Source organism: Streptomyces adustus (assembly GCF_009377175.1).
Taxonomy (GTDB): domain Bacteria; phylum Actinomycetota; class Actinomycetes; order Streptomycetales; family Streptomycetaceae; genus Streptomyces; species Streptomyces adustus.
On the sequence record NZ_VJZD01000001.1, the window covers coordinates 83896 to 99055 of the forward strand.

Consider the following 15160-nt stretch of genomic DNA (forward strand, 5'->3'; position numbering starts at 1 on the left):
CCGTAAGGACGTCCACGCGATCACGTCAAGCACGTCTTCGGATGCCAACTGCCTTCGTCAGCCACCCTCGAACACCTTCATAGGGTCCTCTGAGCTGCTGAAACACAGTCAGCGAAGGCGAGGAGCCGCACGGGATCCCGGAAGCCGACGCACCGAGCGGGAGCAGAAGAGGGATGAGTAATCACGACATCACTCTTGACAGCACTCTGCGGCGAACCTAGCTTCTGGCCAGTGATTTGAAGCGTTTCAGCTTCAGCGAAACACCATCGTGGCGGCTGAACGGCGCGCTGCACGACTCGATGGAGAGCCGACATGGCCACAGTGGCGACCAGTTCCTTCCAGAAGCACCGTGACGGGCCACCGGACAAGCCGCCCGCACCGCACACGGGCAAGCGGCGGCTGTCCCGCCAGCGTGCCCCCTGGTGGTTCGTCCTGCCGGCCCTGGCCTTCTTCGCCTTCGTGGTGCTGGTGCCCAGCGCGCAGGGCGGCTGGTGGGCCTTCACCGACTGGGACGGCATCAGCCCGGTCAAGCACTTCGTCGGCCTCGACCAGTTCCGCACCCTGTGGCACGACCAGGCGGCACGGGACGCGGTGGGGACCACGCTGCTCGCCGCGCTCAGCATCACGATCGTGCAGAACGCGATCGGTCTGCTGCTCGCCCTCGGCGTCAACGCCCACCTCAAGAGCCGCAACATCCTGCGTGTCCTCTTCTTCGCGCCGGCCGTCATCACCCCCGTGGTGACCGCCTATCTGTGGAAGTACCTCTACGCCCCGGAAGGCGCGATCAACGCCCTGCTGAAGACGGTCGGTCTCGGCTTCCTGCGCCAGGACTGGCTCGGCGACCCCGATGTGGCGCTGTGGTCGGTCGTCGCCGTGGTCGTCTGGCAGTTCGCCGGCTACTCCATGGTCATCTTCCTGGCCGGACTCCAGTCGATCCCCCAGGAGATCTACGAGGCCGCGGCGGTGGACGGCGCGGGCCCGGTCCGGCGCTTCTGGTCGGTCATCCGCCCGATGCTGGCCCCGGCCATCACGATCAACCTGATGCTGTCGATCATCGGCGGACTGAAACTCTTCGACCAGGTGTGGGTGATGACCCAGGGCGGCCCGGGCGGTGCCACCGACACCCTGTCCACCGTCATCTACAAGCAGGCGTTCCAGTTCAACAAGTACGGCTACAGCATCGCCATGGGCCTGGTGCTGACCCTCTTCGTGATCGTGGTCAGCGGCCTCCAGTACGGCTACCTCAGCCGCCAGGAGAAGAAGAACTCATGAACCGCTACACATGGCGCACAGGGCTTCTCGAAGCGGTCATGGTCCTCGTCGGGCTGGTCTTCGCCTTCCCTGTCTACGTGCTGGTCTCCATCGCCCTGCGCAAGGAGGGCGACACCGCCTCACCGATCGCTCCGCCCTCGCACCCGACGCTGGCCAACTTCGGCGACGCATGGCAGAAGGCCGGGCTGGGCGCGGCCATCGGCAACAGCTTCATGGTCACCGCCGGCAGTGTCGTACTGATCGTCGCCCTGGCCGCCGCGGCCGCGTATCCGCTGGCCCGGTCGACCCGGCACTGGTCGCGGTGGGTCTTCGCGGTCTTCATGCTGGGGCTGCTGCTGCCCTTCCAGCTCGCCCTGATCCCGCTCTACCAGACCATGCGCGACCTGGGCCTGCTCGGCAACCCTCTGGCCCTGATCATCTTCTACACCGGTCTGCAACTGCCGTTCTCCATCTTCATGTACACCGGGTTCCTGCGGTCCCTGGACCCCGGCTACGAGGAAGCTGCGCTGATGGACGGCTGCGGTCCGGTACGTGCCTTCGTCCGGGTGGTGTTCCCGCTGATGCGGCCCATCACCGGGACGGTGGTCATCCTCAACGTCATCTTCGTCTGGAACGACTTCCTCACCCCGCTGCTCTACCTCAGCGGGTCGGGCCGCCAGACCATCCCCGTGGCCCTGTTCGGGTTCGTCGGACAGTACGTCTCCCAGTGGCCCATGGTCTTCGCCGGTCTGATCATCGGCATCCTGCCGGTCCTGGCCGCCTACTTCCTCATGCAGAAGCGCATCATCCAGGGCTTCGCCGGCGGCCTGAAGGGCTGACCGCCCGCCGCCTTCCTCGCCGAGCCCGCCGCTCGTCCCTGCCGAGCCCGCCGCTCGTCCTTTTCGAGCCGCTCGTCCCTTCCGAGCCGCCCTCGCGGTACCCCACGCCCGGCGTCGGCTGTGCAACACCTCTCCATCCCGTTGAACACCTTGGAGCCGTCATGAGAGCAAGCCGTCCCGCCGCCGCCACGCTGGCCGTCCTCGGCCTCGCCGCGTTCACCGCCGCCTGCACCTCCGACACCGCGGGCAGCGGCGGCGGCGACACCCTGCGGGTCGCCGCCAACTCCACCGACCGGGAGCCCATGGACGCCGTCGTCGCGGCCTTCCGGAAGGCGAACCCCGACATCAAGGTCAGCGTCACCTACGCCGACACGGACCAGCTCCAGTCCACCCTGCGCACCCAGCTGTCCTCCGGCACCGCTCCGGACGTCTTCACGGTCTGGCCCGGCAACGGCAACCCCGGAGCGCTCCAGGTCCTCCAGAAGGGCGGCTACCTCGCCGACCTCAGCGGCTACTCCTTCGCCTCGAAGATCTCCGACGGCGACAAGAGCGTCACCCAGGTCGACGGCAAGACCTACATCGTCCCCGTCACCTTCAACGGCATCGGCGCCATCTACAACAAGGCGACGCTGACGGAGATCGGCGGCACCGAGCCCAAGACCTGGGACGACGTCCTCGCCCTGTGCACCAAGGCCAAGGACCACGGCAAGGTGCTGCTCGCCCTCGGCAACCAGACCAACTGGGTGACCCAGCTGGTCGACTACTCCCTCGCCGCGACGACCGTCTACGCCCAGAACCCCGACTTCGACGCCGAACTCAGCGCCGGAAAAGCCACGTTCGCGGGCTCCGCGTGGAAGCAGACCATGCAGAAGTACCTCGACCTCGACAAGGCGGGCTGCTTCAGCAAGAACCCCAACGGCACCAGCTACGAGACGTCCATCTCCGACGTCGCCCAGGGCAAGGCCGTCGGCGTGGTCCAGGTGACCACGAGCATCCCGCAGGTGCAGAAGGAGGCGGGCGCCGACGCCGAACTGGGCATGTTCGCACTGCCGTCGACCAACAACGCCGACGAGACCCGCATACCCGCCGCCGTCTCCGCCGCGTACGGTCTGAACGCCGCCGGCAAGCACGCGGCCGAGGGCAAGAAGTTCGTCGAGTTCCTCGCGTCGAGCGAGGGCCAGAAGATCTACGCGGAGAAGGGCAGCACCCTGCCCGTGCTGCCCAACGACTCCTTCAAGGCCGACCCGGCCCTGACCGGCCTGATCGACATGCAGAAGAACGGCAAGACCGTGCCGTTCATGGACCAGCGGTGGCCGAACCCCGAGGTCCAGGCCACTCACTTCACCGCGGTGCAGAAGCTGTTCTCCGGCAGCGAGAGCGTCGACGAGGCGCTGAAGAGCATGGACGACGCCGCCAAGAAGAGCTGACGCCCGGACACCGGCACCGGTTTCACACCCGTACCGACACCGATATCGACGCCCAGGACGGCCCGCACGCCGCCGCGCTCCACGCCGGCGACGGACGCGGGCCGTCCTCGGCCCGCTGACCGGGCCCCACTCCTGTGCGCGGCTCCGAAGCGACGGCAGCTTCCCATCGGTCATGACGGCGACGGCAGGCGATCACTGGAGGGCGCCGCTGCGTCTGCCTTCCTGGAGCAGAGCCTGCACCAGAGCCGACTTCGCTCCTGGCGCCACGAACCACAGGGGTGCGGCGGAAGAGCTTCTGAATATCTCGATGCGGTGGCCGGCCACGACGTGACCCACGATCACCGTCTGCTGCACCCCGGTCACCTCGCTCCAGGCCACCGAGTCCCGTACCCGCCCGAACCGGTTGCTGACGGCCACACCGTCCGTGCACAGGTAGCACCTGTTCGCACCCAGCCGGGCGGTCAGCCGACGCCATCCGAACTTCAGGGCGTACACCGCGACCACCACGGCCGTCGTGGGAACCGCGTTGTCGTCGACCGCGGACGGGTTGACGACAGTGGTGACGAGCATGGCGATCCAGGCCAGCAGCATGGCTGTTCCGTGTCCCCGACGCTGCGGCGCCCAGTCGTCGTGGTCACCCGTCCGCCCGGTCCGGCAGGACATCGGCTCGCCTGCCTGGTCAGGCTGGACGTACTCGGCGGGAGGGGGCGGCCATGCGGTCCCGCCGCACTGATTGGAGCACCTATGCGCGGCCACTCCCGGCGTGCCCTCAGCAAGATCCTCCTGCTCGTGTCCCTGCTCGGGCTCACCGTCCCCACGGCGACCGCCTCCGCCTCGACCGCCGCCCCGATCGTCCACCGGCGTACCCTGGAGCTGGCCCTGAGCGGCACCCTGTCGACCACTCCGGAGCCGGTCGACATCGTCGGGCGTATCCGCATCAGCGTCGTCACGGTGGCCAACCGGGGCGGCGGCGGGACCGCCACCATCACCAGTCAGCTGCGCAACACCACCGGCGTCGGACGGACCACCGGCGGCTTCTACCGCTTCGTCGGCAGCGACCGGAACATCGTCGCCTGGCCGCCGGACCCGGTCAGCCCGCTGACCGTCCTCCCGCGCTTCCTGAAGATCTCCCCGCCGGGCTCGTTCGTGCCGCCCAATCCGATCCGGCCCGTCCATGTCCACACGACGGTCCTCTCGGACGGCAGCATCGACAGCATCTCCGCCGACCTCCCCGAGTCCGGGCCCGACCACTGAGAGGGCCCGAACGGGCGGGTCCGCCCTTCGTGAGGGGCGGAACGTCAGAGCTCGATGGCGAGGCCGGTGGTCGCGACGGCCACCGGCCCGTCGTACGCCCTCGCGGCCGCCCCGGTGGCGGCGTCGGCGTCGGTGCCGGGCCACAGATGGGTGAGGAGCAGCCGTCCGGTGGCGGCCGCGGCGGCGTAGTGCCCGGCGCCGCGCGCGGTGAGCAGATAGGGGGCGTCGCCCGGGTCGGGCACCTCGTACAGATACGTGGCCTCGGACAGGAAGAGGTCGGCGGCGCGGGCGAGTCGCACGATCTCGGGGCTGGGGCCGGTGTCGCCGGTGTAGGCGAGGGTGGTGCCGTCGGCGGTCAGCCGCAGGCCCGCGTTGGGCACGAAGTGCGGCAGCTCCCACGTGTCGACGGCGAACGGGCCGATCCCGAACCGCTCCCCCGGCCGGAACGGGCGCAGGGTGTACGCGGCGGCGAGCATGCCCGGCCGGTCCAGTGCGAGCACGGCGTCGAGCGCTCCGTGCGGGGCGTGCAACGGCAGTGCGGGGGCAGGAGGGTCGCTCAGTCCGCGGGCCCGCAGCAGCGGGTTGAGGTCGGCGCAGTGGTCGGGGTGGCCGTGGCTGACGAGCACGGCGTCGACCCGGTCGGGGGTCATGTGGTCGAGCAGACGGGGGAAGGTGGCGTACCCCGGGTCGATCAGGAGCCGGAACCCGTCGTGCTCGACAAGGTAGCCGCTGCACGCCTGCCGTGCGGTGGGCCAGGCGCCGCAGCCGCCGAGAACGGTGAGTCGCATACGGCGACCCTACTCAACCAGCCCTGCGTCAGACCTGGTTGGGCCTCGCGGTCAGAGGGTCTCCCGGTACTCCGGATGGCCCAGTCCGTCGAGGGGGTTTCACTGTGGCGTCGTCCTCGGCCTCGTATGTCCGGCGACAGCGCCGAACGGCGTGGCGCCGCCCCGTCGGCCCGCGCGCCACGCCGTCTGATCAGGCACAGGGCAGGCGTTCAGGATGTGTTCAGGTCGGCGCTGCGATGGTCGTTGACTGCGATCGTCTCGTCACGGTCGCTCCAGGGGCAGGGTGCTCGGCCCCGTCGTGGGGCGAGCGCCCTGCCGTACGACGCACAAGGAGCCCCCCACCTTGCAGCAGCCTGAAGTCCTCACCGACCACGATGTCGCGAGCTCGACGAAATCGGTGATGAAGAAACTGCCCGAAGTCACCCTCGCGTTCTGGGTCATGAAAGTCGCCGCGACGACGCTGGGCGAGACCGCCGGAGACCTGTTCTCCCAGACCCTGAAGCTCGGCTACTTCCTCACCACGATCGCACTGTTCCTGATCTTCGTGGTGACGCTCGTCGTCCAGCTCCGCTCCAGCCGCTACAACCCGTTCTTCTACTGGACGGTGATCCTGTCGACCAGCATGGCCGGCACCACCATGTCCGACTTCATGAACCGCGACGCCAGCTCCAAGTATCTGTCCGTGGGCGCCACTTCACTCGGCTGGGGGCCGCAGGGCCTGGGCCTCGGCTACCCGTCCGGCGCGGCGATCCTGCTGTCGATCCTGGTGGTCATCTTCGCCGTCTGGCGGCTGAGCGGGATGACGTTCCAGATCCGCGACATCGTCACGTTCCGCGGCGAGGCCCTGTTCTGGTCGGCGATCCTCGTCTCCAACACGCTCGGTACCTCGATGGGCGACTTCCTCTCGGACAGCTCCGGTCTCGGCTACGCCGGCGGTGCGCTGCTGGTGACCGGGGCGCTCCTCGTCCTGGTGGCGCTGATGAAGGTGCCCGTGGTGCCGAACGTGCTGCTGTTCTGGATCGCATTCGTCCTCACCCGCCCGCTCGGCGCGACGGCGGGCGACTTCCTCACCAAGCCGGCCGCGAAGGGCGGTCTGGACCTCGGCACCGCCGGCTCCTCGGCGGTCCTGCTGGCGGTCCTGCTCGGCCTCATGGCCTACGCGCACGTTCAGGAACGCGCGGCCACCACTGCGTAGATGCTGGTCCAGAAGGCCGACCCGCTCGCGGGGTGACCGGGCGCCGACACCTTTCGAGGTCGGCGCCCGGCAGTTCGGCGGGGAACCACGCCCCGTCGAGGCTCGGGGCACCTCGCCCCGACAGTACGGGCCGGGTGCCACGCGAGCGGAACTCGTCACGGCCGACGGACGCGGCGGCGATGTGCTCGCTGTCGGCAGGTCGCTCCGCAGTAGCGGGCCGGTCGGCCGGCAGACCGGGCCTCCGACCGGATCCCGCATTCCTCGCACCGCGACGCCGGGTGAAGCATGCCGCGGGTGTCACGAGATCCTCGCTCCTGCGTGACTGACGAGGAAGTCCGCAGGCTCTCCAGCGTCGGCCGCACCATACGGGTGCCGCCGTTCCGGTCGCGGTGGGCATCCCGAGATCGCCCGGGTGCGGGAGCGCCGGGCAGCCGGATCGCGCCGGCACGCCGACATCGAGACGCTGCGCGTCATCCTTCCCGGACCGCGCACGCCGGTCGACCGGCTCGCCGAATCCGGCGCTGTCCTGCTGCGGAAACGGCTCCCCGAGACGGCCCGGCCTTCAGCCGTCGGCCGTGGCCTTGCCGCGGGCCGAGGAATTATCGTCACCGCGGCCGGGTTGGCCCATGCACCGAACAGTCGATCAGGCACGGCGGCGGCAGGCGGTCGCGCGGACGGGGGAGCAGGGCGATGCGGATTCTCGTCGTAGGAGCAGGGGCCACCGGAGGTTTCTTCGGCGGGCGGCTGGCACAGGCCGGACGGGACGTCACCTTCCTGGTACGGCCGCGCCGCGCCGAGGTGCTGCGGGCGCGAGGGCTGCGGATCGTCGGACCGGGCACGGAAGAGGTGCTGCTGCGGCCGTCCTTGGTGCTGCCCGGGGAGCTCGACGGCTCCTACGACCTGGTGCTGCTCTCGGTGAAGGCCCGCGCGCTGCCCCACGCTCTGGCCGATCTGGCTCCGGCCGTCGGCCCCGGCACGGTCGTGCTGCCGTTCCTCAACGGCCTGGCCCACCTGGACGCCGTCACCGAACGCTTCGGCAGTGCGGCCGCACTGGGTGGAGTGGTCAAGGTGATCGCCTCCCTCGACGCCGACGGCGACGTCCGGCTGCTGGACACCCTCGACGGCACTACGGTCGGTGACATGGTGATCGGCGAGCTCACCGGCGGCTCGACCCCGCGGATCGAGCGGCTGGGCCGGGCCCTGTCCGGCGCGGGCTTCGGCTTGACCGTCTCCACCGACATCCGAACCGCGATGTGGCACAAGTGGGCCTTCATCAGCACGCTGGGCGCGCTGACCACGCTGATGCGCGGCACGGTCGGCGACATCGTCGCCGCCGGCGGCAGCCGGCTCGGCCTTGCGCTGCTCGCCGAGACGGCTGCCGTGGCGAAGGCGGCCGGCCACCCGCTCGCCGAGGCGCAGTTGTCCCGGATCGGCGCGGACCTGACACTCGTGGGTTCCACCGACACCGCCTCCCTCTACCGCGACACGGCCGCCGGCCTGCCCACCGAAGGGGAACACATACTCGGCGACCTGGCCTCCCGGGCTCGCGCCCTCGGCGTCGAGACCCCGCTGTTGGACCTGGCCGCCCTCCAGCTCCGCGTCCACGACCACCGCTTGGCGACCGCCGGACACCGGCCGCCGGTCGCCCACTGAGCCCCCACCCGCGCCCCCTGCTGCCGCCGGCCACGAAGTCGTGGACACCGCACGTCGATGTTGACCTTCGAGTTGGTTGAAGGCCAATGATGGCGTGGTGCCGAATTCCGAACTGATGCCGATCGGGGTGTTCGCCCAGCGCACTGGCCTGACCGCCAGCGCGTTGCGGTTCTACGCCGACTCCGGGCTGCTGTCCCCTGCCGAGGTCGACCCGGTCTCGGGCTACCGTTACTACTGCGCCGACCAGGTGGTACGGGCGACCGCGCTGCGTCGGCTGCGCGAGATCGCCATGCCCCTCGCGGCTGTCGAGGCGGTCCTCGACGCCGAGCCGCACGAGGCGTCGCGGCTGCTCGACGAGCATGTCGCGAAGATCGCCGGGGACGCGGCAGCGGCGCTGCGGACGGCCGCCGTCATCAAGTCGGCGCTCGTCGGCGACGCGCCCGCGCTGCCGATCGCGGTGCTGAAAGGCCCGGTGCTGGCGGACGCGGTCGAGCAGGTCCTGACCGCGACCGCGCATGAGCCGGGGCTGCCGGTCCTCGCCGGTCTGCACATCGAGGCGAGTCATGAAGCGGTCGCGCTGACGGCGACCGACCGCTACCGGCTCGCCACCCGGACCCTGGTGCCGACGCAGCCGCCGGGACGGACCTGGGTGGGCACGGTCGACGGCGACGATCTGCGGGCCGCTGCCGCCGAGGTCCGCCGCAGCGCGCTGGTGCGGCTCGAAGCGGTGCCGCACGGGATGTGGCTGCGCCTGGCCGGGCGGGAGGACCGGCACTGCCGACTGCTGTCCGAGGAGTTCCCCGACCACCGCGTGCTGCTCGCGTCACTGCGCGAGGTCACCACCCGCACGACGGTCCCCAAGGACCTGCTCCTGCGTGCCCTGGAAGAACACCCCGGCGAACGCGTCGCGCTGCACATCACCGAGCACACCGTGGACGTCCGGCCGGTGGACGACGAGCACCCCGGCATCCCGCTCCCCGCCGCCACGACGGGCGACACCCTCCGGATCCGGTTCGAGCTGACCACGCTCTACCCCGCCGTGAGCACGGCGATCGGCCCCGACGTGATGCTCGACCTGCGAGGAGACGACCAGCCCGTCACGATCCGCTCCGCCGACCGCGGCGATCTCACCACCCTGGCCATGCCCGTCAAGGCCGACCACACGATCTGACAACGACGCAGAAGAGGACCGTCCATGACCACCGCGCCCGCCGTCCACGACCCGACCATGGAAGCCATCGGCCACGCCGTCGTCGAGGGCCGGACCGGCGACATCGCCGCCGCCCGCCGGAAGCTCCTGAGCCTGTGGTCGCGGATCGGCGTCACCGGCGACCCGCTGCACCGCTGCTCCCTCGCCCACTACCTGGCGGATCTCTACGAGGATCCCGCCCAGGCCCTCGCCTGGGACGTGCGGGCCCTGGACGCCGCCGACGCCGTGACCGAGCAGCGCGTCCAGGAGCACCACGCCGACCTGCACATCGCCGGCTTCTACCCGTCCCTGCACCTCAACCTGGCCGACAACTACCGCCGCCTGGGCTCCTTCGAAGCCGCCGCCGAGCACATCACCGCGGCCGGAGCACACGCCCCCGGCCTTCCCCGGGATGCCTACGGGGACATGATCCGAGGCATTGTCCAGGAGGTCGCCGAGGCCATCGCGCGGCGGGACACCGCCAAGCGGCCCTCGGCGCCCGGTCCCACCGTCTGACGTACGGGATCGGGTCCCTGACCGTCGTGGGGTCCCCGGCGTCGGCCGGGGGGCCGTTCACGCCCGTCCGGCGATGAGGGTCGCGGGCCTAAAACCCTTGACGAGCAGGTAGGTGCCGACCGCGAGTTCCCAGGCGGCGATGGGCAGGGTCGCGAGGAACGACCACGCGGAGAGCTGGTCGTTGTGGCCGAAGAAGGTCGCGACACCGGCCGCCAGGAGCAGCGGAGCGCCGACGAAGCCCGTGACGGGGATGAGGCGTGGCACCAGCCGGGAGCGGTACAGCAGCGTGCCGAACAGCAGGGCGTTGATGGCGGGCATGAAGCCGGGGCCGAGCAGGAACGTCCAGTCGCGGACGGCCACGAGCGCCTTCCCGGTGGTGACCAGTGTCGCCGCGTCCGCACCGGTCGCGCCCGCGAGGTCCTGGCGCAGGGTGATCACGGACAGCAGGCTCACCACGCCTATCAGGATGACCGCGGCCTCGACCAGGCGCGCGGTGACGAAGCCCAGGGCCAGCGCCTCGCCGGTCCGTTTGACGACGGGGAAGACCGCGACGGCGGTGCCGACGCAGGCCAGGGCGCTGATCAGGTCGAGCAGACACCCCCACAGCACCCGGGTGTCGGCGCCGGGGCCGACGATGTAGTCGGCGTGGTCCAGGACAGGGGCGATCAGCAGGAGTGCGGGGATGGAGGCCACGAAGGTGACCAGGTAGAACGCTCCGGTCGCGCGGGCGTGGTTCCTCGTCCCGTCGGTGTGTGCGTGTGCGGTCGAGGCCGTCGGCATGGTGCTGGTCATGTCAGTCTCCGGGTTCAGCATCGTCGGGTGTGCGGGGTTGCGGTGTCGTCGGGTCGACCTCCGGTGGGCCCGTCTCCACCCGGGCGACCGACACCAGGGGGAGGCCGACGTCGCGCAGTCGGTGCAGCAGGCCGTGCAGTGCCGCCTGGTCCACGACGGGGCCCTGAAGAAGCGTGGTCCCGTCGCTTTCGGTGGTGAGGGTCATGCCGTCGAACCGGGTCGCCCAGCGGGGGTCGAGACGGCCCTGAAGGCGGATCTCGTACCAGCTGGGACGGCGGTTCCGAGGGCCGGTGGTCGGAGTGTTCATGACGCTCCTTGGGCCTTGCGGGTCCGTAGGTCCCCTGCAAGGTCGCAGGCAGCGTGGTGAGCGGTCGTCACCACATGTGGTGACCGGGGTGGTGATCGGGCGGCCGGGCCTTCGGGGGCGCCTGCTTCAGCGGCCGGGGGCGCGGGAGATGAGGTCGAGCTCTGCGGCCGCCCGGACCGCTTCGCGCCGGTTGTTGACTCCGAGCTTGGTGTAGATGTGCCGGGTGTGCGTGCGCAGGGTGTTCAGGGACACGTGGAGCCGGCGGGCGATGTCCGGGCCGCCGAGGTCACTGGCGAGCAGCCTCAGCACTTCCGACTCTCGCTCGCTCAGCGGCTCGACGAGTTCGTGCCGCGCGGTGGCGGACGTCGTACCCGCTTCCTCTCCGGTGGAGCCGCCGATCCGGTGGGCCGCGTCCAGGAGCCGACGCGGGTACGCCCAACCGGGCCGTTGTCGCACGACAGTGGTGAGGAGCGCGATGACGGGCGGTCCGTCGTCGACGATGACGCGGACGTGGCCTTCGGGTTCGGCCAGGGTCAGGGCCCGCTCCAGGGCGGCGACGGCAGCGCCGGAGTCGCCGTGGGCGTCGTGGACCCGTGCTTGGAGTACGAGGATCTCGATGACACTGGCCGTGCGTCCGCCGGTCTCGGCGGCCGTGAGGAGCCGCCGGAGGAAGGGGGCGGCGGCGGTGAGCTCGGCTCCGGAAGGGTCGGCCCGGTGCGCGGCGAGCAGGATCCGGGCCAGGGTGAGGTGCTCGTACTCGCGTACGTAGGACAGCTCGTCGTCGGTGGTCAGCCCCTGTCGGCGGGCCCAGTCGCGGGCCTCGCCCAGGTTGCCGTGGGTGAGCAGCAGCCGGGCCCGGGTGGCCGGGACCGGGCGTACGTTCGGGGAGAGGTCGCCGGTGTAGACGCGCTCCGCTTCGTCCAGCAGGTCCAGGGCACCGGCCCGGTCACCCTCGGCGTCCAGGATCCGGGCTTGTACGACCCGCCACCGGTAGGGGTGCTGCGGCAGTCCGGCGTGCTCGCCGAGCTCCCGCGCCCGCCGCAGATGTGCGGTCGCGGCCGCGGCGTCTCCTCGGTCCCAGGCGATCTGGCTCAGCCCGACATACGTGTCCGCGGTGCCCCGCAGGGTGTCCGGTGCCTCGGCGGCCAGCCGCAGGGCCCGCTCGTAGGTGCGCTGCGCGTCGGTGAGTCGGCCCTGGGTGATACGGATGTCGGCCAGGGTGATCGAGCAGCCCAGGACGTCCGCGACATACCCGGCCCGCAGCAGACCCTCGACGGCGGCGGAGTAGGAGGCGTGGGCGGCGTCCAGGTCTCCGCTGCCCCAGCCGGCGAGCCCCGACAGGGCCGCTGCCGCGGCCCGGACCACGTGGTCGTCCGCGGCTGCCCGGTCGATGGCTCGCCGTGCGTGGCGCACGGTCGCCGACGGGTCGCCCCGGACCAGTGCGAGGGCGGAGCGGTACATCTCGATCGCGCCGGGCAGCCTGGCCAGCGCGCCACGGTCGGCCACGACCAACTCGCTGGCCGTGTCCCCTTGTTCGGAGTCTCCGAGGAGGCGCTCGGCCCCGTCGAGACGCTCCTCGACCCCCTCGAACTCGCCGCGGGTCATGAGCGCGCCGACCAGGCCCACGGCGAGCACCGGACGTACGCGCACGATGTCGTCGGGGAGGTCCTTGATCCAGCCGCAGATGGTGGCTTCCTGCCGGTCCCGCTGCAACGCCGGTATCGCAAGCTCGACGAGGTCGGCCGCCCGGTCGACGTCTCCCGCCTCAAGGGCGTGGCTGACCGCCGGCACCGGTTCACCTGCGTCGGCGTACCACTGGCCGGCGCGGCGGTGCAGGTTCGCGACCTCTCCGGGGTGTTCGTCGGCCAGATGCGTGCGCAGGACGTCCGCGAAGAGGTGGTGGTAGCGGTACCAGCGGCGTCTGTCGTCGAGTCGGTCGACGAACAGATTGGCCCGGTCGAGGAGTTCGAGCATGGCCTTGCCGTCCCGCCGTCCGGTGACGGCGTCGCACAGCGGGCCGTGGAGGCGGTTGAGGACGGAGGTGCGGAGCAGGAAGTCGCGTACGTCGTCGCTCTGGCGTCCGAGGACCTCTTCGACCAGGTAGTCGACGACGTACCGGTCGTCCCCCGCGAAGCCCGCCACGAAACGGGAGACGTCTTCGCGGCCCCGCAGCGAGAGCGCCGCCAGCTGGAGTGCGGCGATCCAGCCCTCGGTACGTTGCTCCAGCGCCTCGATATCCGCCTCGATCAGTTTCAGCCCGACGGCCCCGTCGAGATAGGCCGTCGTCTCGTCGGCGGTGAAGCGGAGGTCGGCGGCGCGCAGTTCGACCAGTTCGCCGCGGGCTCGGAGCCGGGCGAGCGGCAGTGCCGGGTCGGCGCGGGTGCAGATCACCAGGTGCACCTGCGGCGGGAGGTGTTCGAGCAGGAACGTCATCCCCGCCCGGATGTCCGGAGTGTCGGCGAGATGGTAGTCGTCGAGGATCAGATCGAGCGGGTGCGTCAGGGCAGCGAGTTCGTTGAGCACGGTGGCCAGGACGGTCTCGACGGCCGTCCGGGCCGACTGCAACAGCGGCAGGGCACCAACGCCCACACCGGGCGCGGCCCGCTGGAGAGCGGTGACCAAGTAGGTCCAGAACGAGGCGGGTTGGCTGTCACGGGCGTCGAGGGACAGCCAGGCCACACTCCGCCCGTCGACGGCCGCGCCCGCCAGCCACTCGGCGACCGCCGTCGTCTTCCCGAAGCCGGCCGGGGCCGATACGAGCGTCATCCTCGACTTCGACCCGCGGCTGAGGAACTCGCCGAGGCGGGGGCGCGCCACCACACCCTGCCGTAGCCGGGGGCGGTACAGCTTGGTCTCGATCAGCGGGCTTGCCACAAGAGGTCCCCTCCCGCGTGTTCGAGCCGCTGCACACGAAAGTACGGCATCCCGCCACGCGGGGCCCAGCGGGACCGCTTTCCGTCACCGCGAACAGCGGAAGACCCCGCCCCGCGGAACACGGGACAGGGTCTTCACAGCACGGCAGCGGCGTGCCGGGCCCTGTGAGGACCGGACACGCCGCCGTGTCGTCACCGTGTCCGGGTGGCGTGTTCGGCCGCCCCGGCGCGGTGTGCGGGATCAGTGACGGTCGTCGCGGTGTCCCCGGTCGTCGCCGTGACGGCGGTCGTCGCCGTGACCGCGGTGGTCGCCGTGACGGCGGTCGTCACCGTGGCCCCGGTAGTCGTCGTGACGGCGGTAGTCACGGTCGTGGCGGTAGTCGTCGTGACGGCGGTAGTCACGGTCGTGGCGGTAGTCGCCGTGACGGCGGTAGTCACCGTCGTGGCGGTAGCGGCCCCAGGACTCGTCGTCCACGAAGCGGCCGCGGTCGTCCCGCAGGGTGATGGTGCCGCGGTAGTTGTCCCAGACGTGGTCGCGGCGGCCCTGGTACAGGTCCGTGCGGGTGCCGAGGCCCCGACCGGTGTGGACACGGACCGTGTCGCGACCGTCCAGGAGGTAGTGGTGGAAGGTGTAGACACGGCCGGAGTCGTCCCGCAGGGTCCAGCCGTCGAGGTTGACGACCCGGCGCGTGCTGTTGGTCAGCTCGACCCATTCCCTGTTCAGCGAACGGTCGGAACGCTCGTCACGCCCGGGGGAGTCGGCCTGCACGTCCGTGATCTCCACCAGCGGCTGGTGCGGACGGGCCATTCCGGCCGCGGACGCCGGCAGCGCCGACACACCCACCACGGCGCCGGCCGTCAGCACGGCGGCGACCAGACGGCGCGGAGACAGACGACGAGCGGTAACAGAGACAGAAGTGGACAAAATGTCCCCCTGACGGTGCGGGCACCGGCCCACGAGCGGCCGTGCGGCCGCCGGGCACCGGCGCGATGTACGAGGTCACGGCCCCTTTTTGCGGCCGCACGCACACCATGTCCGGAATTGGCCGCCTTTGATGGGGAAACCCGCCCCTGTT

14 protein-coding genes are annotated in these 15160 nt (G+C 70.8%); 8 read left to right on the forward strand and 6 right to left on the reverse strand.

The window, feature by feature from the left end:
- Positions 1-312 precede the first annotated feature (312 nt).
- The 3 genes from FNH09_RS00360 to FNH09_RS00370 all read left to right on the forward strand — a co-directional run bounded on the left by FNH09_RS00360 (position 313) and on the right by FNH09_RS00370 (position 3517).
- The gene (locus FNH09_RS00360; RefSeq protein ID WP_152883818.1) at positions 313-1272 is read left to right on the forward strand and encodes a carbohydrate ABC transporter permease; all 960 of its coding nucleotides are present in this window, start codon (positions 313-315) and stop codon (positions 1270-1272) included.
- Positions 1269-2090: a carbohydrate ABC transporter permease gene (locus FNH09_RS00365; protein ID WP_152883821.1), complete on the forward strand. Its 822-nt coding sequence runs from the start codon at positions 1269-1271 to the stop codon at positions 2088-2090. Before FNH09_RS00360 ends, FNH09_RS00365 begins: the two co-directional genes overlap by 4 nt.
- Positions 2091-2251: 161 nt before the next feature.
- The gene (locus tag FNH09_RS00370; protein WP_152883823.1) at positions 2252-3517 is read left to right on the forward strand and encodes an ABC transporter substrate-binding protein; all 1266 of its coding nucleotides are present in this window, start codon (positions 2252-2254) and stop codon (positions 3515-3517) included.
- Positions 3518-3709: 192 nt separating this feature from the next.
- Here the strand turns inward: FNH09_RS00370 and FNH09_RS00375 are convergent, their stop codons facing one another.
- Positions 3710-4108 (reverse strand): hypothetical protein, encoded by a 399-nt coding sequence (locus FNH09_RS00375; protein ID WP_238426340.1) that lies wholly within the window; start codon positions 4106-4108, stop codon positions 3710-3712.
- 153 nt (positions 4109-4261) lie between these two features.
- Here FNH09_RS00375 and FNH09_RS00380 point away from each other — a divergent pair, with 153 nt between their 5' ends.
- Complete coding sequence (locus FNH09_RS00380) at positions 4262-4771, forward strand: hypothetical protein (protein WP_152883825.1); 510 nt, start codon at positions 4262-4264, stop codon at positions 4769-4771.
- Between the two features lie 44 nt (positions 4772-4815).
- On the opposite strand, the gene FNH09_RS00385 is transcribed toward FNH09_RS00380, so the two are convergent.
- Entirely contained in the window at positions 4816-5559 is a 744-nt protein-coding gene (locus FNH09_RS00385; protein ID WP_152883827.1) for an MBL fold metallo-hydrolase, read from the reverse strand.
- A 343-nt stretch (positions 5560-5902) separates the two neighbouring features.
- On the opposite strand from FNH09_RS00385, the gene FNH09_RS00390 reads away from it, so the two are divergent.
- From FNH09_RS00390 to FNH09_RS00405, 4 genes are all read left to right on the forward strand, one after another.
- Complete coding sequence (locus tag FNH09_RS00390; protein ID WP_152883829.1) at positions 5903-6754, forward strand: COG4705 family protein; 852 nt, start codon at positions 5903-5905, stop codon at positions 6752-6754.
- 690 nt (positions 6755-7444) lie between these two features.
- On the forward strand, positions 7445-8407 hold the full coding sequence (locus FNH09_RS00395) for a 2-dehydropantoate 2-reductase (RefSeq protein ID WP_152883831.1): 963 nt from the start codon (positions 7445-7447) through the stop codon (positions 8405-8407).
- A 97-nt stretch (positions 8408-8504) separates the two neighbouring features.
- Complete coding sequence (locus tag FNH09_RS00400; RefSeq protein ID WP_162467909.1) at positions 8505-9578, forward strand: DNA polymerase III subunit beta family protein; 1074 nt, start codon at positions 8505-8507, stop codon at positions 9576-9578.
- A 24-nt stretch (positions 9579-9602) separates the two neighbouring features.
- Entirely contained in the window at positions 9603-10112 is a 510-nt protein-coding gene (locus tag FNH09_RS00405; RefSeq protein WP_152883835.1) for a hypothetical protein, read from the forward strand.
- A gap of 57 nt (positions 10113-10169) precedes the next feature.
- Here FNH09_RS00405 and FNH09_RS00410 read toward each other — a convergent pair whose 3' ends face one another.
- From FNH09_RS00410 to FNH09_RS00425, 4 genes are all read right to left on the reverse strand, one after another.
- Positions 10170-10904 carry a DUF4386 domain-containing protein gene (locus FNH09_RS00410; protein WP_152883837.1) on the reverse strand — a complete coding sequence of 245 codons (735 nt, stop codon included), beginning with the start codon at positions 10902-10904 and terminating at the stop codon, positions 10170-10172.
- Position 10905: 1 nt separating this feature from the next.
- The gene (locus FNH09_RS00415; protein ID WP_152883839.1) at positions 10906-11211 is read right to left on the reverse strand and encodes a hypothetical protein; all 306 of its coding nucleotides are present in this window, start codon (positions 11209-11211) and stop codon (positions 10906-10908) included.
- Positions 11212-11337: 126 nt separating this feature from the next.
- The gene (locus FNH09_RS49685) at positions 11338-14085 is read right to left on the reverse strand and encodes a winged helix-turn-helix domain-containing protein (RefSeq protein WP_162467910.1); all 2748 of its coding nucleotides are present in this window, start codon (positions 14083-14085) and stop codon (positions 11338-11340) included.
- A gap of 240 nt (positions 14086-14325) precedes the next feature.
- Complete coding sequence (locus FNH09_RS00425) at positions 14326-14949, reverse strand: lamin tail domain-containing protein (protein WP_338017407.1); 624 nt, start codon at positions 14947-14949, stop codon at positions 14326-14328.
- Positions 14950-15160: the final 211 nt, after the last annotated feature.

Excerpts from the sequence above, each read along its gene's own strand:
- FNH09_RS00360 (WP_152883818.1), top strand. The coding sequence starts at position 313 with ATGGCCACAGTGGCGACCAGTTCCTTCCAGAAGCACCGTGACGGGCCA.
- FNH09_RS00365 (WP_152883821.1), top strand. The coding sequence starts at position 1,269 with ATGAACCGCTACACATGGCGCACAGGGCTTCTCGAAGCGGTCATGGTC.
- FNH09_RS00370 (WP_152883823.1), top strand. The coding sequence starts at position 2,252 with ATGAGAGCAAGCCGTCCCGCCGCCGCCACGCTGGCCGTCCTCGGCCTC.
- FNH09_RS00375 (WP_238426340.1), bottom strand. The coding sequence starts at position 4,108 with ATGCTGCTGGCCTGGATCGCCATGCTCGTCACCACTGTCGTCAACCCG.
- FNH09_RS00380 (WP_152883825.1), top strand. The coding sequence starts at position 4,262 with ATGCGCGGCCACTCCCGGCGTGCCCTCAGCAAGATCCTCCTGCTCGTG.
- FNH09_RS00385 (WP_152883827.1), bottom strand. The coding sequence starts at position 5,559 with ATGCGACTCACCGTTCTCGGCGGCTGCGGCGCCTGGCCCACCGCACGG.
- FNH09_RS00395 (WP_152883831.1), top strand. The coding sequence starts at position 7,445 with ATGCGGATTCTCGTCGTAGGAGCAGGGGCCACCGGAGGTTTCTTCGGC.
- FNH09_RS00405 (WP_152883835.1), top strand. The coding sequence starts at position 9,603 with ATGACCACCGCGCCCGCCGTCCACGACCCGACCATGGAAGCCATCGGC.
- FNH09_RS00410 (WP_152883837.1), bottom strand. The coding sequence starts at position 10,904 with ATGACCAGCACCATGCCGACGGCCTCGACCGCACACGCACACACCGAC.
- FNH09_RS00415 (WP_152883839.1), bottom strand. The coding sequence starts at position 11,211 with ATGAACACTCCGACCACCGGCCCTCGGAACCGCCGTCCCAGCTGGTAC.